8 protein-coding genes are annotated in these 26,149 nt (G+C 47.0%); 7 read left to right on the top strand and 1 reads right to left on the bottom strand.

What is annotated here, in order from left to right; genetic code table 11:
* Positions 1-77: 77 nt before the first annotated feature.
* Positions 78-503 carry an Rrf2 family transcriptional regulator gene (locus MKY92_RS21525; RefSeq protein ID WP_036668516.1) on the bottom strand — a complete coding sequence of 142 codons (426 nt, stop codon included), beginning with the start codon at positions 501-503 and terminating at the stop codon, positions 78-80.
* A gap of 423 nt (positions 504-926) precedes the next feature.
* On the opposite strand from MKY92_RS21525, the gene MKY92_RS21520 reads away from it, so the two are divergent.
* From MKY92_RS21520 to MKY92_RS21490, 7 genes are all read left to right on the top strand, one after another.
* Positions 927-1,403 carry a DUF6790 family protein gene (locus MKY92_RS21520; protein WP_026080959.1) on the top strand — a complete coding sequence of 159 codons (477 nt, stop codon included), beginning with the start codon at positions 927-929 and terminating at the stop codon, positions 1,401-1,403.
* Between the two features lie 63 nt (positions 1,404-1,466).
* The gene (locus MKY92_RS21515; RefSeq protein WP_339301869.1) at positions 1,467-18,260 is read left to right on the top strand and encodes an amino acid adenylation domain-containing protein; all 16,794 of its coding nucleotides are present in this window, start codon (positions 1,467-1,469) and stop codon (positions 18,258-18,260) included.
* On the top strand, positions 18,250-22,446 hold the full coding sequence (locus MKY92_RS21510) for a beta-ketoacyl synthase N-terminal-like domain-containing protein (RefSeq protein WP_339297541.1): 4,197 nt from the start codon (positions 18,250-18,252) through the stop codon (positions 22,444-22,446). Before MKY92_RS21515 ends, MKY92_RS21510 begins: the two co-directional genes overlap by 11 nt.
* Entirely contained in the window at positions 22,443-22,700 is a 258-nt protein-coding gene (locus tag MKY92_RS21505; protein WP_036668520.1) for an acyl carrier protein, read from the top strand. The genes MKY92_RS21510 and MKY92_RS21505 overlap by 4 nt, the downstream gene beginning before the upstream one ends.
* Entirely contained in the window at positions 22,697-23,848 is a 1,152-nt protein-coding gene (locus MKY92_RS21500) for an acyl-CoA dehydrogenase family protein (protein ID WP_339297540.1), read from the top strand. The genes MKY92_RS21505 and MKY92_RS21500 overlap by 4 nt, the downstream gene beginning before the upstream one ends.
* Positions 23,845-24,825 carry an ACP S-malonyltransferase gene (locus MKY92_RS21495; RefSeq protein WP_339297539.1) on the top strand — a complete coding sequence of 327 codons (981 nt, stop codon included), beginning with the start codon at positions 23,845-23,847 and terminating at the stop codon, positions 24,823-24,825. The genes MKY92_RS21500 and MKY92_RS21495 overlap by 4 nt, the downstream gene beginning before the upstream one ends.
* Complete coding sequence (locus tag MKY92_RS21490) at positions 24,822-26,141, top strand: aminotransferase class III-fold pyridoxal phosphate-dependent enzyme (RefSeq protein ID WP_339297538.1); 1,320 nt, start codon at positions 24,822-24,824, stop codon at positions 26,139-26,141. The genes MKY92_RS21495 and MKY92_RS21490 overlap by 4 nt, the downstream gene beginning before the upstream one ends.
* Positions 26,142-26,149: the final 8 nt, after the last annotated feature.

Below are 26,149 nucleotides of genomic sequence, written 5' to 3'. Positions count from 1 at the left end.
CATATGGATGTAATCAAATATGTTATAACAGGTGTGATTACAACGAAAGGGTTAAAAAAAGCTCATTATGAGCTTTTTTATTCAGAGACATGAATCTGATCCATCATCTGCTGTATGGTTACACGATTCAAGCGCTGTTCCATGGCTGTCTGAGCCTCAATCAGTTCGGCACGCAGGGTGTGTTCAATCATGTTGCCGACCGGACATTTCGGATTCGGATGTTTGTGAAAGTTAAACAATTCCCCATCCTCCACGACCTCAAGCGCTCGATATACATCGAGAAGAGTAATGTCTGCCGGGTCTTTCAACAAGGAAGCACCGCCCACACCGGGTCTGACGTCGATCAGACCAGCCTGTTTCAGCTTGGACATAATCCGCCGAATAATCACGGGATTTGTATTCACACTCTGCGCGATCACATCTCCGGTGCATTCATTGGGCATAACAGCGATCAGGGACAGGGTATGAACCGCAATGGAAAAGCGACTGCTGATTTGTCTCATGGGATAATCACCACCGTTGTAACCATAATAGTTACAAAGTGATCGGATGTCAAATCTTTTATATCATATGTTAATTGATCGTTGCTGTTATCCTGTAATCGTAGATGATCAAACAGATGATAATTGAACGATCACCTATGTCAGATAAATGAGTTGTGGTTCTTTTGAAGCGTTAAAAAAGAAGTAGGTTTCAAACCTTTTAATGTAATAATAGGGCTAAATTCCTATTATTTTCAAGTTAAATAGAACTATATGGTTTTCTTGTTTGCGTACAGAAGAAGAAAAATGACAAAAGCTTCGACATACTAGAAAATTATGTATGAATTGACAAATGTAAAAGCGATTATATAATGTGTGTATCTACAAGATTGTACATTTAGTTACAAATGATTCCAAATAACAAACGGCGGGAGTGGGACAGGCATGTGGTTTTTGGTTCTATGGTTGTTAGGTCTAATTTCAGGGGGAGTACACCTGTATGTGTTAGGTTTTCCCGGGGAAATGAGCGAGATTAGCAGAGTGTTGCTGCTTCATCAGTTTGTGGTTACGTTTGGATTGGTTGGAGTGATTGGTTATGTTGTCAACATTGCCAGAGCGGATCAGACAGCCAAAATGTTAGGATGGCCTGGTGGACCATTTCAGGTTAAATACGGTTTTTCCCAGGTAGGGCTTGGAGTTATGGGGATTATGGCCATCTGGTTCCAGGGGAACTTTTGGGTTGGTGTATTGGTAACGATGTACATATACGGATTAAGTGGTCTTTGGTCACATACTTATGTCATGATTAAAAATCGCAAGGCAGATGGAGACAGTATCGGGAATCTCATTATGGATGTGGTGTATCAAACGTTTATCACGGTTCTCTCCGTATTGGCTGGCGGAATCTGGGTAATGCACTAAGCTGTAATTGATTTTTTGCCTTACACAGCTTGAATCTCAATTAAACGATGAGGTGTGGTCGTGATGGTACAAAAAACCGTTGAACTTTCCGAAACACAAAAGGGAATCTATTTTGATTGTCAGGTGAATGATCCCACTTCGTATAACATCTCAGCTTCAATGCAATTTGATCATCTTCAAATGGAGATATTTCGCCGGGCCATCGAATTGCTTATGTATGAGCAAGTGGTGCTGCGTACTCGGATTGAGATTCAAAATGATGTACCCGTGTTATCCGTTCATGAAGATATGGATTATTCACTTACCTTGTGGGACCTAAGTAGCGAGAATCAGGAGAATCCAAAGGAACAACAGTTAGAAGCACTGGTGGATGAATGCATCGGGACACCTTTTGATCTGGAGAAAGGTCCTCTGTTCCGTATAATGATTGTTCAGATGGATAAAAGCCGATATATTCTGACCTTATGTATTCATCATTTAATATGTGATGGCTTGTCGCTTGAACTGATGAAAAACAAACTTATCCAGTCATATACATGTCTTCTTGAAGATCAGCCTGTGGATGTCAAGCTGGATGAAGGATTCATCTCTTATGTTGAGGCAGAGAACAAGAAACTGCACGAAAACAAGTACTCCAAAGAGCGGGAATACTGGTTAAACAAAATGAAGGGAGCGGAACCTCTTTCTCTAAAGCACGACTTTCCAGCAGGTTCTATACAAGAAGGAATTGGTCATGAACTGCGATTTGATATTTCGGAATCGTTAATGGCTGATATTACACAGATGTCCAAAGATAATGAAGTAACCGTTTTTATGTTCTTTATGGGTGCCTTTGGCATTCTTATGAGTAAATATGTCGGTACAGACGATATCACCTTTGCCTCCCCATATTCTCATCGTCCCGGTATGGACTTGGAAGAAACGATTGGATGTTTTGTCCATATGCTGCCTATGCGATTCCATATTGACCTCGAATCAACTCTAAAGCCTCTGCTGCAACAAGTAGCCACAACCTGGATGGATACGTACAGGAACATCGGATATCCCAATAACCTCATTGTCAGAGACAGCATGTTACAGGCTCAACCCGGATCACCATCGTTGTTTGATATCTCCTTTGTTTATGATTCCTATGAGGAAGATATGCTTGGAACTCGTATTCTGGATCAGGATAAGGTTACGTTTCCAGGAGATCTGATGGTGGTGTTGAGCCGTTTACCGCAAGGTGCGCAGTTGAAGCTGCAATATAAACCGAGCTTGTTCCGTGAAGATTCAATGGAGCGAATGGGCCAACGATTTCTATATTTGCTGAATCAGCTAGTAACCAATTCTGATCAAAAAATCAGTGAGTTCAGCCTCCTGATGCAGGATGAGAAAGAAAACCTACTGTACCGATTCAATCAAACTTCTTATTTTCCCTACACTCCACAACATATTATGGATATATTTCACGATAAAGTAGCACGTTTCCCGGAGCGGGTAGCTCTAATGGAAGGCAAGCAGCATCAGACCTATGCGCAGGTCAACGCAAAAGCGAATCAATTGGCTAGGCAGATCGTTGCGAGCAAAAAAAGTGATAACGCGGCAGTTGGCGTGCAGATGCCACGTTCCTCGGATATGGTCATTGCCCTATTGGCTGTATTAAAAGCCGGATGTGCTTTTGTGCCTGTAGACCCTTCCTATCCTTTGTCCAGAAAGGACTATATTATATCGGATGCAGACATATCCATCGTGCTGGCTATGCAACCCGAAAAAGATGACGAGACGCTGGATGTCCAGTACATCTACGTTGAGGGCGATCAGGCCTATACGGGGGATGTCTCAAATCTCGAAAAGGCGCTGAATCCGCGTAGCCTTGCCTATATCATGTACACGTCCGGATCAACAGGCAAGCCAAAAGGAGTCATGGTTGAAAATCATAGCGTAGTCAATACACTGCTTGATCTGGAGCGTCGTTTTCCAATGCAGGCGCAGGATGTTTACTTGCTGAAAACGGCATATACCTTTGATGTGTCGGCCACGGAACTTTTCGGCTGGTTCATGGGTGAAGGCGCACTAAGTATTCTTGAGCCTGGAGCAGAAAAAGACCCTGCTCGTATTGTATCTACGGTGGCATCACATAAGGTTACACACATCAACTTTGTTCCAACGTTATTCCGTCTTTTTCTGGAAACGATGGAGCTTCGCTCCGATCTGTCAGCATTGGAAACCCTGAAATGGATGTTTGTTGGCGGAGAGGCAGTCACGCCAGACATCATTGAGAAATTTAACAGGTTAGGCATTAGAGCAAGTCTTGAAAATGTTTATGGTCCAACCGAATGCACCATATGGGTTTCTCATTATCCATTAAGCCATTACGAAGGCTTGGGCAATGTACCGATTGGCTACCCGCTCAATGAGTCCAGATGGTATGTCGTCGGAAATCATGATGAGCTTCAGCCGTTAGGTATTCCAGGGGAGCTTTGTCTTAGCGGTGTTGGACTTGCACGTGGATATCTGAATCTGGAACAGATGACCCGAGAGAAGTTTGTCCCTAATCCTTTCTTTCAAGAAGGACAGGACGCAGAGCATTTCAGATACATGTACCGTACAGGAGATCTGGTACGTTCACTCCCAAGCGGTACGATCGAATATCTGGGACGCATTGATTTTCAGGTTAAAATTCAAGGAGCCAGACTGGAGACAGGCGAAATTGAGAATACCCTGTCATCCTATCCGGGTGTCATTCAGACCGTGGTAGTCATGAAATCATTTGAAGGTAGGTCCGGCTTGCTGTATGCCTACTATCTGTCAGAGCAGGAGCTGCCTTCTGTCGAATTGAGAGAGCACTTGTCTCGTTTGTTACCGGCATATATGATACCATCCGTTTTTGTACATAAATCCGAATTTCCATTGAATAGCAGTGGGAAGATTGACCGGAAGGCACTTATGGCAGATATCACGCATGCTCACGCTTCCAGTACGTTCTATACCGCCCCGTCTTCTGAACTTGAGAAGGTTATAGCCGAAGTGTGGGCCGAAGTGCTCGGAGTTGAGAGAGTAGGGCGCGATGACCATTTCTTTGAATTGGGCGGGAATTCATTTTCTGTCATTCAGGCTCACAATAAACTAAAGCATTATACCGATGTGGAGTTCCCTGTTCCTCGTTTTTTCGAATGCCCGACATTGCGTCAATTTGCCGCGCTGGGACCAAAAGATGAGGGAGTTCGGATACCGACTGAAAGGGAACAATTGTTTCAACGAAAAGACGGCATTATGCGTGAGGACATTGCAATTGTGGGTATGGCGGTGAATGTGCCGGGCGCTGAGGATATAAGGGAGTTCTGGAGTAACCTTGTTGAACGGCGGGAAAGCATTCACTTTTATAGTGATGATGAATTGAGGGAGCTTGGCGTGGAGGAAGCGCTGCTGCGTTCACCTCGTTATGTCAAGGCAAAAGGACGTGCCAACGGCATTGATGAGTTTGACGCAGGGTTCTTTGATTATACTCCCGGTGAAGCCAAAATGATGTCTCCCCAATTCAGACTTTTGTATCAGGGAATATGGGAAGCGCTGGAGGATGCAGGCTGCAGACCGGATGAAGCGGGTAAGGTGGGTGTGTTCCTTGGCGGGTCCGATGACTTCGAATGGTACCGTCAAGTGCTTTTTAACGATGCTAACTATAGCAGTAAATACGAAGCATTTACCCTCAGCACCAATCATTTTCTCGCTACCCGAATGGCTTATAAGCTTAACTTAAAAGGGCCGGCCTATACCGCTCTGACGGGATGTTCTACTTCACTGGTTACACCTCATCTGGCATGTCAATCTTTGATTGTTGGAGAATGTGATGTGGCCGTGGCTGGTGGGATTACCGTGGAGTTGCCCAATGAAGGGGGTTACATATTTGAGGATGGCATGATGTTCTCCACAGATGGACACTGTCGTCCATTTGATGCGGCAGCCAGTGGAACCGTCTTCTCCAATGGTATGGGAATTGTGGTGCTGAAGCGGGTAACCGATGCTCTGCGGGACGGAGATCATATCTACGGGGTCATCAAAGGCTCAGCAATTAACAATGACGGACAAGAGAAACTCAGTTTTCTTGCTCCAAGCGTAAACGGACAGGCTGAAGTCATTCAGGATGCTTATAAGGTAGCCGGAGTAGACCCGGAAACGGTGAGTTATATCGAAGCACATGGTACGGGAACGTTGCTTGGTGATCCAATTGAAGTAAACTCGTTAACTCGGGCCTTTGCTTCCGACCAAAAGCAATTTTGTTATCTGGGTTCGGTCAAGGGCAATGTGGGACATATGGATACAGCCGCAGGTGTGGTTGGTTTAATCAAGGTAGCGCTCAGTCTTGGACAAGGTTATATCCCTGGAACAGCGAATTATGAGCAGCCTAATCCCAAAATTGATTTTTTGAATACGCCTTTTAAAGTTAATGCACAAGGTGTGGATTGGAAACAGGGCAATGTTGGAGTCATGCGCGCAGGGATCAATTCATTTGGTGTGGGGGGCACGAACGCTCACATGGTATTGGAGGAGGCTCCCGAGATGGAGAAGTGCAGTCCGGATGATGACGTAAATATATTGCTTTTTTCCGCCAAAACGGAGTACTCGCTGAACCGCACTGCTGAACGGATTATGGAACATCTGACTCAGCAGCCGAATCAATCTGTATCGAACGCAGCGTGGACCTTGCAATCAGGTAGATCTGTTTTTGCGTATCGTAAGGCACTCATTCTGGATAAGACATGGAAGGATAATCCGGACAAGCTGATACAGCAGCTGGGGAAAGCACGCGTATACCATTCGGCTCAAGGCACTCGTCCCGTATACTTCATGTTCCCCGGACAGGGCAGTCAGTATCAGGGAATGGGTGCAGAACTATACAGATCTACAGAGCAAGCAGGCCTAGCTCCAATCTTCAGAAGTTATATTCAGGAAATATTGGACCTTCTGCCTGCGGAAGAACGAGAAGATATGCTGTCCGTTGTGTACGGAGATCAGCAGCCTGAGCGAATAAACCAGACAGAGTACAGCCAATTTGCACTGTTCATGACAAGTTATGCGCTGGCCAAGTCGCTGCTGGATCTGGGCATCAAGCCAGATGGCATGATCGGGCACAGCATTGGTGAGTTGGCTGCCGCGGCGGTAGCGGGTGTATTCGAACTCGGAGATGCTGTCAAGTTAGTTCGACTTCGCGGACGTCTGATGCAGCAACAACAACCCGGGGTCATGCTTGCCATTATGGCGGATGCACAGCAGGTGAAGTCACAACTGGAGGAAGATATGTGGCTTGCCCTGGTGAATACTACAGGTTCCAGTGTGATTGGTGGGACAGCTGAAGCCATTTCACGGATGGAAGCCAAGGCTGAAGGACTGGGCTGGAAGTGCATTCGTGTGAAGACTTCCCATGCATTCCATACGCCAATGATGAATCAGGCCGCTGAGGAATTTAGACGTTATTTAGCAGAGCATTCACTTCATACGCCACAGATCCCATTACTGTCCAACACCAGTGGAACATGGGCGCTTGGAGATGAAATCACACAACCTGACTATTGGTCCCGTCATATTTTACAGCCGGTGTTGTTTGAATCAAACCTGGCTGAAGTGTTGAAGGATGAGCGGGCAGTATTAATTGAAGTAGGTGCAGGACGAACGTTAAGCTCCTTTGCCAGACAGCACAGTCAATCAAGAGATTCCCAGACGGTACTGAATATGCTACGCCACATAAGGGAAACGGAGCAGGATAGTATCTATGTGAACCGCAGACTTGCGGAGTTATGGTGCGAAGGCATTGAACCGGACTGGAAGGTGCTCAAAGGGCAGACGGTACGGCGCAAATGCTCTCTGCCTACTTATGTTTTCAACAAACAATCCTATCCTGTCAGTGTTTCTCTTTCTAGCTCATCAGCAGTGGAAGGAATGGGTACCGGGGATGATAGGCAGCATGCAGAGCAGGGTAAGGGAAGTGGCTCTAATCTTGTAAAAGGGACAGTTTATACTGGTGGTTCCGATCAACTGAAACAGATTGTCCTGGACGCATATCGAACGATTTTTGGCATCGATGATCTGGATGAAGAGGTTAATTTCTTTGCGGTTGGAGGAGATTCTCTCAAAGCAGTCAGCTTGTCTGCATGGATCCGGTCTCATTTAGGAATTCAGCCTGAGGTAGCAGATGTTTTCAATCATTCAACGCCTATTCAGCTGGCGGAGCATCTCTATGTCATGGCGAAACCAAAAGTGGACCAACAGACCATTCAATCTGCATCCCCTATGGATGCGTATCCAATCTCTTCTGCACAGATGCGTATGTTCACACAAGCGATGCTTGATCCAGGCAATACGGCCTACAACTTACCGTCTGCAACCATTATTGAAGGTGAATTGGACCGTATAAGAGTTGAGGCTGCTTTGCAGAAGTTGATGCAGCATCATGAGGCGCTCAGAACATCGTTTGAGATACAGGGTGGTCAGATCGTTCAGATCATCCAACCTTCGGTTCGCTTAAGTATGGGCTATGCAGAGCAGTATGTGGCAGATGACCAAGAGTTGCCTGCGATGATCGAGACATTGATTCGTCCTTTTGATCTGGGGAGTGCTCCGCTTATGCGGGTTGAACTGATTAAGATAGGCGAGCGCAAGCATCTGTTATTCTTTGATATTCACCATATCATCGCAGATGGTACATCTGTCGAAATCATCACTCGTGACTTCAATGATTTATATTTTGGCAAAGAGCAAGCAGTCCGATTGCAGTACAAAGATTATGCGGTATGGCAGCAGCAGCGTCTCGCTTCACAGGAATACAATGCACATCAAACGTACTGGCTGGACCATCTTGGCCCTTCTTTACCTGTTCTGGAGCTTCCACTTGACCATGAGCGTCCATCACAGCGATCCATGCAAGGGGGACGTCTCCATTTCACATTGAATCGTTCGTTAACACAACACTTGCACGAGCTGGCTTCCTCATCGGAAGCATCCATGTATATGGTAATGCTAAGTGTGTGGAATCTTCTTCTCGCACATCGCTCAGGTCAGCAGGACATTGTGGTAGGAACGCCTGTTGCAGGAAGGATGCAAGAGGAGTGGAAAGAGACGGTAGGCATGTTTGTCAATATGATTGCGATGCGGAATTTTCCAACTTTTGATCGTACGTACACTGATTTTTTACGCGAAGTTAAACAACATACACTGGATGCTTTTGCGTATCAGGAGTATCCGTTTAATGAGCTTGTGGCACAACTGGGCGTGACACGTGAGTTGAACCGAAATCCGGTATTTGATGTTTGTTTCGATTATCAGAACATGGATTTGCATGGACTTGAACTTCATGGCTTGCAATTCAGTTCTTTTCCGGTGGAGACGGGTACGTCCACTTATGATTTGTTAATGACCTGTCAAGAAAACAGGGAGAAGCAGGTGATTGAAGGATATATTGAATACTCGCTGGATCTGTTCCGCCGGGACACAGTTGAAGGTATGATGCAGGAGTTTATCGGACTCTGCCAAGAGGTTGTACAACAGCCCAATCTGTCTCTGAGCGAACTCTTTGAGAGAAACGAACGTTCTCATGAGCACCCAGTCCATCGTCTTGCTGGTCCACGTCTGGATTACAATCCTGCGGTGGGTCTGCATCAGCTGTTCGAGCTGCAGGCAGAACACACGCCAGACAAGAAAGCTCTCCTTGTATCATCCGGAGCCTCTTTTACCTACAAGGAGCTTAATGAAAAAGCTAATACGCTGGCTTGGAAGCTGATTGATCAAGGTGTGCGCCGGGATGAACCTGTAGGCATATTATCCAGACGAGATGAATCGTTGATCATTATGCTATTGGCGGTACTGAAAGCTGGGGCGGCTTATGTGCCTCTGGACCCTGCTTTTCCGCCGCAGCGCATCGTAAATATGATTGAAGACAGCCGAATGAACGTATTGCTGTGTACGCCTGATGAAGAAGGTACAGTGACTTTTAGCGGAGAGCGATTTGTGTATGATCCAACTGCCCAGGATGTGCGCTCATCCGTTAACCCGGACGTAAGCCACCTGTCTTCGGACCTGTCCTGTGTGATTTTTACCTCAGGATCAACGGGGCGTCCCAAAGGGGTCATGATTACTCATGAGGCGATGGTCAATTTTGTTGAGGACATCAGGCACCGACATATTTTTGCACATGAGACAGATCGCATCATCAGTGTAACGACCATATCTTTTGATATTTTCGGATTTGAAGTGTGGACACCATTATGCACCGGATATTCGCTGTATCTGGCCAATGAGCAGGAGCAGCTTGACCCGGCTCTTGCTTCACGTCGAATACGTGAACATGGTATTACACACATTCTTAGCACGGTCTCACGCATTAAGGCATTTGTCGAAAATCCGGAATTCGCTCAGGCGCTGGGCAATCTGCGGTGTGTTCTTACCGGAGGGGAAAATGTCCCTGTGGGACTCCTCACTGATCTGAAGCGGCTTACGCCCGCTCGAGTTTTTAACATGTATGGACCAACGGAAACTACAATCTGGTCAACGACCAAAGAATTGAATGACACAGCCGCGATTACCATTGGCAAGCCCATTACCAATACAGAGATTTATATTCTGAATGATGAAGGTGAAATACTGCCACCTGGAAGTTATGGAGAGCTGTGCATTGCAGGAAAAGGATTATCCCGCGGTTATCTGCACAATGCAGCTGAGACCGATGCCCGATTCATTGCAAACCCCAATGTTTTGGGAGGCCGTTTGTACCGAACTGGCGATCTGGCCCGTATACTGCCGGATGGGGATGTTGAGTTGATGGGACGGTTAGATCAGCAGGTGAAGATTCGTGGCTACCGGATTGAACTGAACGAGATTGAGCAGGCAGCGATGAAGTATGAACGTGTAAGAGAAGCTGTCGTTAAGGTAGAAGGGGCCGAGCAACATTCATTGCAATTAATCCTTTTCTACAGTCTGAAGCCTGGGATTGTGCCTTCCGTTATGGGAGATGAAGACGTACAGCTTCGGACCTGGTTAAAGCAGCGGCTTCCACAGTACATGATGCCTTCTCGCTTGATTCGTCTGGAAAATCTGCCTGTGCTGCCTAATGGCAAACTGAATCGCAATGCCCTTCGTCTGGCTGATTTTGAAACGGGTGAGAAAGCTAATCCGACTCTGGTTTATGGTTCATCCATTCAAGGAATGGAGCGGGCAAAGGTTGATCTGGAGCAGATGCTCATTGCAGCGTGGAAGGAAATATTGAATCTGGATACGGTTAATATCCATGATCACTTTTTTGAAATCGGAGGCAACTCGCTGGGGCTTATTCTGATCAATAATCGCCTGAATGCCTATCTGGATAAAAGCGTTCCGCTGGTGCAATTGTTTGAGCATTCCTCCATTGCATCACTGGTCAATCATCTGGTGGCTGAGCAGATGCTGCCGACAGTTACACAAAATGTGCGAGAGGAGAGCGGGCATATCGCTACGGCTGGATATCCTGTTACGAACCTGGACCCGACAACAGCTCCCAAAGATGATGTGATGAGCACAGTTGAACACAGCAAAGTGGAACAGAGCAGACCGGCACAGAGCAGACCAAAACAGAGTATCTCGTTTGCTTCAGACCACAGTAGCAGAGATTCTTCGTCGTCGGATATCGCAGTCATTGGCATGGCAGGGCATTTTCCCGGCTCCAGAAATATTGAGGAGTTCTGGGATAATCTAATGGCAGGTAAGGACGGTATCACCCGTCTGAATGAGGAGGATCTAAAGGCTGCGGGTGTACGACCGGAAGACTTCAAACATCCTGATTATGTACGGGCCAAAGGTCTACTGCAAGATACTGAGTATTTTGACTCCGGATTTTTCGAATATCCGCATCAGGAATCCAACATGATGGATCCGCAAATACGGTTGCTGCATCAGTGCTCGTGGGAGGCGCTTGAGCATGCCGGGTGTGATCCTTACAGTTATGAGGGAGCTATAGGATTGTTTGCCGGAAGTGGACTGAGCTTACCATGGATGGTGCAATTTCTAGGTCGTTCCGGTAATTTGTTACAGGCTTTTGAAGCCATGACTTTGAATGAAAAGGACTATATTACAACCCGAGTATCTCACAAATTAAATCTGAGAGGGCCAAGTATGGCCGTACAGACCGCATGTTCAACTTCTTTGGTCGCTATCCACCAAGCTGCTGAATCGCTGATTCGGGGGGAGTGTGATGTGGCACTTGCGGGAGGTGTCTCTATCTCCTATCCGCTCAAAGAAGGTTATCACTGGCATGAAGGCATGATTTATTCAAAGGATGGTCATTGCAGACCGTTCGATGAGCAGGCATCTGGTACTGTGTCTGGTAATGGATGCGGAATGGTTGTGCTCAAGTCACTCCGCGACGCGCAGAGAGATGGAGATCATATCTATGCAGTCATTAAAGGTTCAGCGATTAATAATGATGGCATGGACAAAATTGGATATACGGCACCGAGTGTGGCCGGGCAGGTCAAGGTTATTCAATCAGCCCTGCATCGTTCGGGAGTGTCTCCAAAAGAGATCTCCTATCTGGAGGCGCATGGAACAGGAACCAAACTGGGGGACCCGATTGAAATTGAAGCGCTCAGGCAGTCATGGGGAACAGATCGTAGAAATTATTGTGCTCTGGGTTCTGTGAAAGCCAATATTGGGCATCTTGATGCGGCAGCAGGTGTCGCCGGTTTTATTAAAACCGTACTGACGCTTTATCACCGGGTGGTTCCGCCACAGATTCACATGAATCGGACGAATCCGATGTTGGAACTGGAGCATAGTCCCTTCTATATCAACAAGGAGCCACAGCCATTAGAAGACGCGAAGCGTATCCTGCGAGCAGGTGTCAGTTCGTTTGGGATCGGGGGGACCAATGCTCACGTCATTCTGGAGCAGCCGCCCGTCCAAGAGAGCCAAGCCAATTATGAATCATTGCTTCTGCTGCCCTTCTCGGCCAAAAGTGAATCTGCGCTGGAACGCACGTATGATTCGGTTCTACAGGCAATCCATGTATTGCCGGAGCAGTTTCCCAATGCTGCGTGGACGCTACAGAAGGGAAGAAGCAGATTCGTTCATCGTAAAGCACTAATCGTTGTAGACGGTTATATTCCGCCAAGCGAGCAGTCTGTAGAGTTTGAGACACAGGCAAGTGTGATGAATGGGAAGCCTAAGGTCATGTTTTATCTCAGCGGAAATGCAAGTTGGGAAGCGCGCAAGATTCGGGAACTATATGCTTCTGTGTATCGCAGCCAGGTCTCAGAGATATTCAAACAGCACTTTGAAGAGATACTGAACCTCTTTGAGTCCAAGGAACAGTATGCCATCCGCCAAGGCATAGGGCGATCGTTAACCGATTCAAGGCTTGAGCGCATGCAGTGCTTTGTTGTGCAATATGCTCTTTATAAAACCGTGATGCAGCTTGGTGTCAAGCCAGATGCTGTCTGTGGACAAGGCGTTGGCGAACTCGTGGGGTTGGTTATTAGTGATGCACTTGATCCAGTACATGCCGTGGGGCTTCTATACAATCTGGAGCATTGGTCACTAGAAGAAGGAGCATTGTCAGATGCTTTGACAGGAAGAATGACAGATGCAACTGTAACAGACCTTGCGTCGAGTATTGCACCACTGTTATCTCCAAATTTCCTGTTTACGCTGCTAAATCGCAAGACGCTTTCTGAATCTGCTGGGCATACGCTGTGGATCGTTTCGAATCAGCTGCAGGATACAGAACAAATAGCCCCGGATTCATTTTCAGAGCCAAACATCATTGCTCTTACTGGAGATCGTCAGAGCTTGCTTGAGGCAGACGTGTATTTAATGAAAGTACTTGCTTTTTGCTGGTGCTCTGGCATGGAGTTGGATTGGGAACAGTTAAACGGAACGGGGCGTAGGCAAAAAATCTCCCTGCCGACGTATTCCTTTGATCCCATTGTTCATCAACATGATGTTGCGTTGTATCAGCTTGCAGGTATGTCGCAGGTTGCAGCGGGTTCTATCGCAGCATTAGACCAATCTCCATCCGGGAAATTCAGGGTTCAACGGACTGATGATGAGATAAGGCATGTATTATCGCAATTGTGGCAGGAGTTGCTTGGTAATGGAGAAGTCGGCCTTGAAGATGATTTCTTTGAGCTTGGAGGTCATTCTTTAAAAGCGATTTCCTTGGCATCGAGGATTAAAGAAATGTTTGGACTAAATTTGGGGCTGGAAGAGGTTTTTGATCATTCTGTATTTGAACACATGGTTCAATGGATTGCTGAACATCAGGTTACAAGTGACTCTGATTCAGTGGACCCAATCTTGCCTGTAACTAAGAAAGAGAAATACAAGACCACTTCTGCACAGCGAAGAATGTATGTGGTGCATGAATGGATGAAAGGTGAGAGTACGGCATACAATCTCGCCAGCTCTTATAGGGTAAGGGGAAAACTTGACCCTACGCAATTCAGAGTAATAATGGATGCACTGGTAGAGAGACATGAAGCATTCCGTACCAGATTTGAAATGATTGACGGTGAGCTTTTCCAAATTGTGGAGGATCAGGTTCCAAGCGTGGTGGAGTTGCTGGAATTAGAAGCGGCAGGGTTAGAACAGGTCATAAAATGGATCAAGCCTTTTGATCTGACTAGCGCACCATTGGTTCGTGTTAAGCTCATTCGCCTTTCTCAAGAGGAACACATCTTATTCATCGACATGCATCATATCATTTCGGATCAGAGTTCCATTGCGATCCTGATGCAGGATTTTGCTCGCATGTACAGAGGAGAAACATTGCAATCTCTTGACATTCAGTATAAGGATTATGCGGAATGGCGTGATGAAGCTGCGTCACATGCACAATCTGTTGAAGACGCCGAGTTTTGGATACAGGAATTCAAGGACAAGCCTGCACCGGTTGAATTGCTTACAGACTTCCCAAGACATGGCGCGTCATCTTACAGCGGAGACAGACGTTCCATTGAACTTGGTGAGTCGTTAAGCACACAGGTCAATGACTTCTGTACTCAACAAGGGCTTACACCTTATATGTTGTTTATGGCAACTCTGAATCTATTAATCTGGAAGTATACGGGTCAAGACGACTTGGTCGTAGGTACAGCGGTTGCTGGGCGTGAGAAATCAGAACTCAATAACGTTATGGGTATGTTCGTGAACATGCTTGCCATTCGCATCAGCCTGGACAGAGAATGGTCCACAGAGACGTATTTGAATGAGATGCGTGGCAAGCTGTTATCCTGTTATGAGCATCAACATTATCCTTATGAAGCACTGGTGGAACAACTTGGTCTATTCGGTGATTTAAGCCGCAACCCCCTATTTGATGTGGTGTTAAATTACATTAATATGGGAACCGATGATCCTGAAGCCGGGGAACTGATACTTGAACCATGGGTCGAAGGTAAGGTGGATGCCAAATTTGATCTGACTTGGACACTGGTCGAGCATAAGCAATGTTACACGGTTGAACTTGACTATCGTTCGGATTTGTTTAAAGCGGAGTCCATGGAACGAATGCTGGATAAATTCCGGTATATTCTGTCTCAGATCACAACAGGGGATAATGAACGAATTGGACAGATTAAGCTCACTACACCGGAAGAAGAGGACTGGCTGCTGTACGGAGTCAACGATAATGCCGCCCAGTATCCGCGAGATGCGACCATCTCCCAATTATTCGAGGAACAAGTTCATATGCATCCACAGAAGACAGCATTGGTCTGGGAAGACGATGAGTGGAGCTATGCGGATCTGTATGAACGTGTTCAGTGGCTGGCGTCCAGGTTGCTTGGACAAGGGGTAAAATCAGGCTCTAGTATTGCTCTCATTCTGGACCGTGGACCGATCCAGATGATCAGTATTCTTGCTACACTCCAAGTGGGTTGCAGTTATGTTCCGATCGACCCGGCTTCGCCGCCATCGAGAATTGAATTTATTTTGCAAGATTGCGATGCGGCTGTGTTATTGACTGAAACGGCGTATGCCTCCACATGGCAATCTGTAGTTCCTTGTATCGTGCCGGCAGATGAACTGGCAGCATTTGATTCAGGAGACATCCAGGAGCCTGTTGAACATATGAACAAGACCGCTCTTGACCCGGCTTATATCATTTATACATCAGGGTCAACAGGAACCCCGAAAGGGACTGTGATGAGTCATCGCAATGTGACCAAAGTCATGAAAAATAGTAATTTTGTTACCGTTGTGCCAGAGGATCGTATCCTGCAAATTTCTAACTATGCGTTTGACGGTTCCATTTTCGATATTTTTGCTTCATTAATAAATGGCGCTACTCTTGTATTAATCTCAAAAGAGACCATTTTGGATATGGCTCGTTTGGCGGATGTCATCCGACAGCAGCGGATTTCAGTATTTTATATTCCGACATCCTTGTTTAATATGCTGGTGGATTGGGATGCTGAATGCTTGAAGAATGTGCGTAGAGTGATGTTTGGTGGTGAAGCTGCATCGGTGAGCCATGCCAACAAAGCGCTTGCATGTGTGGGGCCAGGCAGGCTGTTAAATGGATATGGGCCAACGGAAGCAACCTTTTTTGCCTCGTACCACTTATTACAGCAAACAGAGCCTTATACTGGCTCACTGCCCATAGGTTACCCCCTGTCTAACACAGCTTTGTATGTTCTGGATGATGAGCTGAAACCTGTGCCACCTAATGTTCCAGGGGAACTGTATATCAGTGGAGATGCGGTGGGTATTGGATATCTTAACCGTGAGGATCTTACCCGAAAACACTTTCTTGATGATCCCTTCCGCAAGGGAGAACGAATGTATCGGACAGGTGACATCGTCAAACGCCTGGCTGACGGTAGTCTGCTTTTTATTGAACGTTCGGATTTCCAGGTCAAAATTAGAGGTTTCCGCATTGAGTTATCGGAGATAGGCAATTGCATGGAGCGTCTTTCGGGAGTTCGTGATGCCTTTGTCATGACAGCTACAGAATCATCAGGAAGTCTATACATTGCCGCTTTTTATACAAGCGACACTGGGGCAGATGCTGAGTATGTTCGAAGAGAACTTCACCAGCGACTGCCAGAGTACATGGTGCCTGCACGAGTTATTCGAATGGATCATCTTCCGATTAATGCCAATGGCAAAGTGGACCGAAGAGCATTGTCTGAGAATTTGGTTGAAGAGCAGCAGAGATCTCTGGAAGTGAGCTCACCTCGGACAAAAACGGAGCGTGTCATTCTTGCCGCCATGCGACAGATCTTGGGTAATCCGGGCATTGGTGTGGAAGATCACTTCTTTCAAAATGGGGGGCATTCGCTCAAAGCAATTGCATTCACTCAAATTTTGTCAAAAGAAGGAATTGCCATCAATGTGAACGAATTATTCCAATATCCGACAGTTAGAGGACTTGCAAAATTAGTTGACATTAATCCTCCGGCGTCAGTTTGGTCAGAAGATAGCCTGCATATTCAGTCCCCGATAGTCATACCACAGGACATAACACTTCATGAGAAACAACTGGACAGCCTGGTCCTGCATGTCTTAAACAGCTGCAATCAGGTTTCATCTTTTATGGCGGGCATGACCCCTACTGGTCGATTCCCACTATCTCCAATTCAACAAGCACATGCTTCTACAACTTCACGAGCAAGCGGATTTACAACAACGCTGGAAGGCGAATTGAATGAACAAGCTGTAAAACACCTGATTCTTGGGGTGATATCCCGGCATCAGTTGCTGCACAGCATAATATATGAGGAAGAACAATTGTATTGGCATCCATGTGATATGTCGTTAGCGGCGGACATGCTGCAACAGCTTATCCCGTATCTTGATATTCGTCATTATGCTTCGGCTACGATTGAGCAGTTGGAGTACAAACTGGTTCAGTCTCTGTTACACAAAACGTATACGTTGAAGGAACTACCTTGGCGTCTGTGTATTTTGCGTACAGGAGCCACAGAGCATAAGCTGATTTGGAGTTTTGATCACCTTGCATTTGATGGTATGAGTGCCCAGATCATCAAGCAGCAACTTGAGTCGAAGGCATTATATAGACCGCAAGGTATAGAGATCGAGAGTGATCTTCTGTACCAAGTACGAAATTATGAGGATTATGTAAATTTTCTGTCTCAAGGCCCCATAGGGGTATCAGAAGATGAAATGGAGAAACAATTTTCACTTCAAGCATGGAATAGATGTAACACCATCGTCATGAACAAGTTGAAGGAAACAGAAACATTGTCGCCTTCAGCGATGACTGCCGAGTTGTCCCTTGCAGGGAAGGAGCCTGCAGATGTTTGGTGGACATGCTTTGAAACTTTTTCCAACATTATTGCGGCTTATCTGAACATAAGCCAATTGCCAATAGCTCTGGTGCATTACGGAAGGGAGTATGGCGAAGAATCCTACTATGATTATGTGGGAGAATTCCTTGATCTGATTCCAGTACTGGTAGACAGTGAATTCACACAGGAAGATCTGTTGGAACGTCTGGAATTTACGAAGCGACACAGCATTAACTTTATGGCACTTACACATGATTCTTCCCTCTCGGCACAATATGATGGCATACATGAACAAATGGGAACTGCCTACAGGCAAACAGAACAGGAGCCGCGTCAGATGATTCTGTTTAATTATCAAGGCTTCATCTCCAGTAGCGAAGCGATCCCAATGTCGTCTCAGTCGTCGGATGACCAAGATTCGAATTCGGGACTCGCCCAATTCGAATGGGTTATTCGCTATGACGAAGAGTGTCTGTACGTACATCTGGCCTGTCAGACTGGTCTGGACATCAAACGTATGAAACAGCTGATTGATGACAAGCTTGGTAGCGATGTGAAAGTGGTAGTTCACAATGAGGCAATGGAGGTGCAACATGTCCAGTAAATCCATACAGCGAGGACCCGAGCTGATTGTGCCAGAACATTATTCAACAGTGGCTGAGATGCTAATCTACATTGCAGATATTCATCCAGAAAAGGGAATGACCTATATCAGCTCTTCAGGTGACGAACAGTTTGAATCATATCCTGAACTACTGATGCAGGCGCGCAAGTACCTGCAGTTTCTTCAGGAGCAAGGCATTCAACAAGGACAGGTCGTTATTTTGGAGATTGACCAGTCACAGGAATTTTACCGTACCTTTTGGGCTTGTATGCTGGGGGGCATTATTGTCGCCCCGGTTAGTCCTCCGGCTGCCTGGGAACCAGGCTCAGCCGGTCTGGAGAAATTCACGAAAGTGTGGGAGGTGCTCGGGCGTCCGGTCGTTATCGTCGAGGAAGCCTACATGCCTAAGTATAAGCAGCTTGCGGAAAGTCCCGTATTCAAAGGTCTTATGTTGATTAGTGTCAACCAGCTTCACGCAGGCCAGCAGATGGCTGATCTATGCCCAACCTCTCCTGATGACATTGTGTTCCTGCAATTCTCATCAGGAAGTACGGGAATTCCCAAAGGCGTGCAGTTAACAAATCACAATATTATCGCCAACAGTATTGCATGCAAGACATTTCTTGGAGCCGAAGAAGGAGATAATGTGTTTACCTGGTTGCCGCATACCCATGATATGGGGATATTTGGACAGCACCTGACACCTGTCCTGAGTGGAGCCAATATCATGGTGATGTCACCTTATACCTTCGTACGGTCGCCTTATCTGTTCTTGCGCAAGATTACGGAGCATCAGGGAAAATGGTTTTGCTGTACCAATTTCGGTTTCGAATGGATGGTTCAGAAGATCCCGGATTCCAAGCTCTCAACGCTGGATCTTTCTTCACTGCGTATGACCTTGAATGGTGCAGAGCCTATATCAACGTCTGTTATCGAGCGATTTGTCAAAAAATTCAGCTCTTGTGGCTATCGTCCCAATATGATGTTTCCTGCGTATGGCATGGCAGAAGCGACAGTAGGTGTATGTACCTCCAGACTGGGGGAAGAGCCGCGAATTGAACGTATCTCGCGTTCGCGGCTGGTGCAGGAAGGACTGGCTGTGCCAGTCCAGCTACCTAGCAATGAAAGTCATACTTCGGATGTGATCGAATTTGTCCATGAAGGATATCCCATGACAGGGATTCAGATCCGGATTGCGAATGAACAGGGTGAAGTGCTGGATGAGCGGGTCGTTGGCGAAATCCAGATCCGTGGGGAATCGGTAACCTCCGGATATTACAGTCTCCCGGAGATCAATCGTGAAATGTATGTGGATGGGTGGCTTCGCACTGGAGACTTGGGTTATATGGCTGATGGCTCCCTGGTTGTAAGCGGACGGATCAAGGACATTGTGTTTATTCGGGGACAGAACCATTATGCACATGATCTTGAAGAAATTTTGTACCAGAATAGCAGCATTCCGAGAGGCAATCTGACGGTAGTCGGGCACTTTAACAGCCTCAAACAAGTAGAGGAGCTGCTTGTATTTGTTAAATACAAATCAGGAACTCCACAGTTCATGGATGTACGACAGGATCTGATCCAACGTATGAGGGCTGGATTGGGTATTGAGATCACCCATGTTCTCCCAATCAAGGTTATTCCCAAAACGACGAGTGGCAAGGTCCAGCGCTTCATGCTGAGAAACGAATATGAGCGTGGAGTATTTACCAAGGACATCGAGGCCATTGAAGAGCTGATTCGCGAAAACACGCAACAACAACACGAGACGGTTTCCGCATGCTCTTTGGAGTATACCGTACGCAAAGCCTGGGCCGAAATTCTTCAATTGCCCGCAGGAAAGATTGAGATGGATACTTCTTTTCTCGCACTTGGAGGTAATTCCATTCTCTCTTATCAATTACTTGACAAGCTATCTGCACATATGGGACGTGAATTAGGACAAGAACTACTTGTTTTTTGCAGTACAGTACGTGAGATGGTGGAATATCTGCAGGAACTTCCAGCAGATACGAAGGACTTTGAACAAGCTGAAACAACAGATAATCACCTGAATGTACATCGTGCTATTGCTATTACCGGACTGTCTCTGCGTCTGCCTGATGCCGACACCCAAGAGCAGTTCTGGAGTAATCTGGTTAACGGGTTAGATAGTGTTGACCGGGTTAGCTTAGAGCGTGCAACACGTTCCAAGCAACCCGGTTGGGATGACTGGATTGGGGAACTGAAGCAACCGGATACGTTTGATCATGAGTTCTTTGAGATCCCGTCTGAACAAGCTGCATTTATGGATCCGCAACATCGGAAGCTGCTGGAAGTTGCTCATGAGGCGCTGGAGGATGCAGGTATGCTCGTGGATCATGAGGATAAGCGTGATGTGGGTGTGTATGTAGGGATTAACCCAAGCACATACTTCGATCTGGTTATTGATTATATGAACCGGAGTCTTGGAAAGGCTGTTCATTCTCACGCTATGGTAGGCAATATGTCCAATATTGCAGCGGCCTCCATTTCACACATGTACAATTTTACAGGGCCGGCACTGTCCATAGATACAGCATGTTCTTCTTTTCTGGTAGCACTGACACAAGCTGTGGCGGCCATTCAGGACAAGCGTATCTCTGGGGCGGTTGTAGGCGGAGCGAACATTTTGGCTACACCGCATGTTCATCAACTATCACGCAATGCTGGAATCTGTTCTTCCACTCAACATACGAAGGTATTTGACCGGGAAGCAGATGGTTCAGTCTTGGGAGAAGGTGCTATTGTTGTATATCTGGAGCCGCTAACAGAGGCAATTCGCAACAATAAACATGTTTATGGTGTGATTCGCGGGACAGCGGTGAATAACGACGGATATTCCCTGGGCATTATGGCACCCAACCCTCAGGGGCAATATGAGGTACTTCGTGCCGCTTATCGCGATGCCAACCTAAATCCGAGCGAGGTCTCTTATATTGAAGCACATGGATCGGGGACAAGAATTGGAGATCCAATTGAGGTGAATGCCTTGCTCCGACTGTTCCGGGAAAAGGGATATACAAGCGACAATTCGATTGGATTAGGTTCAGTCAAAACCAATATTGGACATTTATTTGCAGCCTCCAGTGGAGCCAGTCTTGCGAAGGTTCTGCTCAGTATGCAGCATGGGAAACTGGCACCAAGTCTGCATATGGATAATCCGAATCCGGCCCTCCGACTGGACCAATCGCCGTTCCATATCGTTAGCGAGCATAGATCGTGGGATGTACCTGAAGGAAAAACACGGAAGGCAGGCATCAGTTCATTTGGCCTGGGAGGTACGAATGCCCACATTGTGCTGGAGGAATGGAAAGCCCCTGTCCGTGCAGCTGCCCCGGCACGTGGCCAGTTGTTAACGTTCTCTGCGAAATCAGAGCAGGCTTTAAAAAAGCTGATTGATAACACGGAGCAGTATGTGAAGAAACATGCGGACCTGGCACTAGAGGATCTTTGTTTTACCCGGAACAGATATAGAAAACATTATCGGTATCGTGCGGCAGTAGCTGTCAGCTCAACCGGAGAGTGGAACATTGAAGAGATGGAATTTGGCTTCAAGCCTAGAAACCGAGCTGCTCGTGTCAATATTGTGGTTGGGGGGCATGAGATTTGCGGAGAAGATGAGGCTCAAGCTCGTAAGGTAATCAGGCCAGACGATTCTAATGAAGATACCGTATCAACCTTGAACTACTGGGTGACCTTGCTTGAGACACTTGTACGTCTGGTCCCTTCCATTCAAGAGATTCGAGGAATAGCTGCTGGAGAGGAACTTGTATCCAGTTTACATCTGGATGGCGGGGAACATCACAGCGCTCATACAAGCCAATCCATTCCAGTGAACAACAGAGTGAAATTAGAGAGTCTGCAAGACACACCTGGCAAGATGGCAAACGCCGACATTGTAATTATGATTGCAGCAGATCAGACAGTGCAGCAGCTCGAATACAGTGGCAAGGAGAGCTTCATCCGCCTGTCTGCCGAGCCGACACTTACCATGGAGGATCAGCTTGCTTTATTACTGGGACAGCTTTATGTACGTGGTGCTGCACTGGATTGGGAACAGTTACATCCGAATGGCTCTGGCCAGATTGTACATCTGCCAGCACATCCATTCGAGCCGTATGTACATTGGATAGATGTGAATCAGGGAACGGAGGTCATGATATGACAAAAGAAGAAATTGAGCTTTTTCTCAAAAGCGAGATTGCTGCAGCGCTGAATCAGGAGCCAGAGGACATCGATGAAGAGATGAATTTTTTGAAAATTGGTGTCTCCTCTGTGCAGGCGCTCAAGATCATTAACCGTGCGCGTAAGCATCTTCAAGTTGACATCAGTCCGGTTGCGTTGTTTGAATACAAAACAATTGCCGAGTTCGCCGCCTATCTGAATGAATCTCTTCTTCAAGAGGGGGTTGCCGAATGATTGAAGTGGATGTAGAGCAAGAGATCATTCATGAAGCTGAATTGTTTGCTGCCCGTGAAATTCGTCCTTATGCTCAACAAATTCAAGAACAGCAAGCCATTCCCAGAACATTGATCCGTGCCATGGCTGAAAAAGGTTACTTGGCTGCCTCGATCCCGGCTGAATATGGCGGCATGGGTCTCGGCCCTAAGGCGTACGGGCTGTTGACTGAAGTATTTGGCAAGGCTCTTCCAGCCGTTCGCAGCTTGTTAACGGTACATACTTCACTTGTAAGTGAAACGTTGGTACGTTTCGGAACGCCTGAGCAAAAATCGTCCTGGCTGCCCAAGTTGGTGAAGGGAGAATGGATTGCTGCTTTTGGCCTGACTGAACCGGAAGTTGGTTCAGATGCCAAAAGTGTAAAGACCGAGTGGAGAGAAGAATCGGACTGTTATGTTTTGAATGGAAAAAAGAAGTGGATCACGTTTGGACATCTGGCAGATGTATTTATCATTATTGCCTCGAATCAGGGACGAAGCACTGCTTTTTGGGTCGAACGCCAGTTTGAGGGTGTACAGACCCAACCTATCGAAGGTGTCATGGTTGCGGGAGAGACAGGTATAGCTGAGATTGATCTCCATGAGGTGCGTGTACCAAAGAATCACATTATTGGACGTCTGAATGAAGGTTTTGAGTACATCGTAACCGGGGCGCTGGACCAGGGCAGATATAGCATTGCCTGGGCAGGGCTGGCGATTGCGCAGGAAGCGCTGGATGCCATGGTGACTTACTCAAGGAAGCGGAAGCAATTTGATCAGAAGCTGAGTCATTTTCAGTTGATTCGCGGCATGATTGGAGATGCGGTGACAAAAGTCCATGCAGCACGAGCATTATGTTTACGTGCAGCCGAGCTGAGAGAAGCCAAGGACCCGCAGGCCGCCATGGAGACAACGATCGCCAAATATTTTACGTCCAAAGTTGCTGTTGAAGTTGCAAGTGATGCGCTACAGGTTCATGGTGCGAATGGAATTAGTAACCAATATCCTGTTGCCAGGCTGTATAAGGAAGCCAAAATTCTGGAGATTATTGAGGGTTCTTCTCAGATGCAGCAGGAAATGATCTCGCATTACGGATTAAAAGCCTATTACAAGCGTGGCGGTGGCGTATGACGTTCTGTGCGCTATTTCCCGGCCAGGGAAGCCAGTATATCGGAATGTGCAGCGAGTTGTTGGACAGTGAGCCGGAGGCGAATCAGATCTTTGCGGAAGCGAGCGAGGTGATCGGATTTGATTTGAAGGCACTGGTTATGGAAGGGGCCCTGGATCAATTGACGGTCTCTGAATATGCTCAACCTGCTGTACTGACAGCAAGCTACGTTCTATTTGACTCATTTGTTCGCCGGACAGGAATGACTCCAGATTATGCAGTAGGTCACAGTTTGGGGGAGATTTCGGCTTTGGTAGCGGCGGGAGCATTGCGATTTGCTGATGGAATCCGTTTTACAGCTCAGCGTGGTGCGTTGATGCATCGCTCCATTCAGGAGCAAAAAGGAAGAGCGGGTATTGTCGTTGATGTAACCCAAGAAGCGCTTGAAGAATTAGTCGAGAATATTCGTCAGAACGAGTATGTGACGATCTCCGGTTATAATTCACCGGGACAGTTTGTCGTTGCAGGTACTGCGAAGGGTCTTCAACTGCTGGATGATCAGGTGGATGGCTACGGTGGGGAATTCATTCCTTTTCGCATGATGCCAATGAAGGCAGATGCACCTTATCATAGCGAGTTGATGCAGTTCATTCTGCCTGAGCTTGAAGAGATGCTTGCAGGGATTTCCTTCTCTGCACCGGTGTTTCCCATCTGCTCTACAGTACATGGTGAGTTCATTCGCGGAGCCGAGGACATTCCTAAGCTGCTGAGCAGCCAGCTTTTGCAACCCATTCGCTGGAATCAGGCATTGGCACGCGTTCAAAATCTGGGAGCGACGGTATGGATCGATTTCGGTCCAGGCCAGAGCGTAAGAAATATGCTGGCTGAGAATAAGACCTTGCCTGCAGCCTATTCGCTGGATGATCCCCAAGATCGATCCAGGTTACTGGAGCGATATGAAGCAGTAAACCAGACAAGTGGGGGAGGCGATACGGGATGATCACGGAGATGATGCAGTACAATCAGCGGGTGAAACAATGGCTGCCTGGCGGTGTGCACTATAATTTTCACCTTCCTTGGGAAGAGACGCCGCTCCATTTCAAGCATGCTTCCCGAAGCAGAGTGACGGACATGAACGGCAACGAGTATTTGGATCTATATGCCCGCTTTGGTGCCCTCATTGTTGGTCACGGCAACGAGGAGTATAACGAGTGTCTGAAGGATACCATTGACCGTGTTCTTTCCGTAAGTCATTGCGATCTGGATGCAGAGGCTCTGGAACTGATCCATCAATATGTACCCTCAGCAGAGATGATTCGTTTTGGGTTATCAGGCACGGAGATTGTGCAGAATGCACTTCGTCTTGCCCGGGCGTGGACCGGTAAAAATCGCTTTGTACGTTTTGAAGGCCATTATCATGGCAATGCGGACAATATTATGGGTGGCAAGACTGCACGTACAGGTCTGCCTGTACCTTCAGACTATCCCGGTGACATGAAAGGAACAAAGGGGAGGGCAAGGGATGCCATGGAATCTCAATCCTACCTCTTGCCATGGAATGACGCAGCCCGTCTGGAGGAACTATTTCGCCAGCATGGAGACGACATTGCAGCAGTAATCATGGAGCCGGTTTGTGTAAATGGAGGCGGAGTCATGCCTGCTCCGGGTTATCTGCAAAAAGTCAGACAGTTATGTGATCATTACCAGATCGTGCTCATTTTTGATGAGATTATAACAGGTTTCCGTATGGGACTCGGTGGTGCTCAACAGTTATTCGGTGTAACGCCCGATCTGACTACACTTGGGAAGGCAATCGCGGGTGGCGGAGTTCCGGTATCAGCCCTGGTTGGCCGAGCGGATATCATGAAGTTGCTTGTAGACAAAAAAGTAATTCATGCGGGTACGTTTAATGGCTATCCATTAGGTACAGCTGCTGTAAAAGCTACGCTGGAAATGTTGGGACGCAATGGAGGACATGCGATGCACAGCATGAACCGCCACGCTGAGATGATGCATGACATACTCTGCCAGGAAGCAGTGAAGGTGGGTCTGCCTTTAATTGTTCAGGGGCCGTCTGGCTGTGCTTCTTATCACTGCTGCACGGAGCCGCTTACGGATACGGCTGATTATACGTTTGAATTGATGTCTTTTGATATTTTGTTAAATAGCAAGCTTGCTGAGCACGGTGTTCTAGTATCTACGCTCTCGCGGATGTATCCGAATATCCTGCTTGATATGCAAGATGTTGCCTGGTTCGGTGAGCGTGTCCCTGCAGCACTTGCAGAAATGAAAGAGATCTACGACGAGCTGATCTAATGGTAGCT

The sequence above is a fragment of the Paenibacillus sp. FSL R5-0623 genome (assembly GCF_037974265.1).
Lineage (GTDB): Bacteria > Bacillota > Bacilli > Paenibacillales > Paenibacillaceae > Paenibacillus.
The sequence above is the reverse complement of the archived record's forward strand: the minus strand, read 5'-3'. Positions and strand labels throughout refer to the sequence as shown.

What these genes read in the sequence shown, in the direction of transcription:
- MKY92_RS21515 (WP_339301869.1), top strand. Translation starts at nt 1,467, where the DNA reads ATGGTACAAAAAACCGTTGAACTTTCCGAAACACAAAAGGGAATCTAT.
- MKY92_RS21500 (WP_339297540.1), top strand. Translation starts at nt 22,697, where the DNA reads ATGATTGAAGTGGATGTAGAGCAAGAGATCATTCATGAAGCTGAATTG.
- MKY92_RS21505 (WP_036668520.1), top strand. Translation starts at nt 22,443, where the DNA reads ATGACAAAAGAAGAAATTGAGCTTTTTCTCAAAAGCGAGATTGCTGCA.
- MKY92_RS21490 (WP_339297538.1), top strand. Translation starts at nt 24,822, where the DNA reads ATGATCACGGAGATGATGCAGTACAATCAGCGGGTGAAACAATGGCTG.
- MKY92_RS21510 (WP_339297541.1), top strand. Translation starts at nt 18,250, where the DNA reads ATGTCCAGTAAATCCATACAGCGAGGACCCGAGCTGATTGTGCCAGAA.
- MKY92_RS21495 (WP_339297539.1), top strand. Translation starts at nt 23,845, where the DNA reads ATGACGTTCTGTGCGCTATTTCCCGGCCAGGGAAGCCAGTATATCGGA.
- MKY92_RS21520 (WP_026080959.1), top strand. Translation starts at nt 927, where the DNA reads ATGTGGTTTTTGGTTCTATGGTTGTTAGGTCTAATTTCAGGGGGAGTA.
- MKY92_RS21525 (WP_036668516.1), bottom strand. Translation starts at nt 503, where the DNA reads ATGAGACAAATCAGCAGTCGCTTTTCCATTGCGGTTCATACCCTGTCC.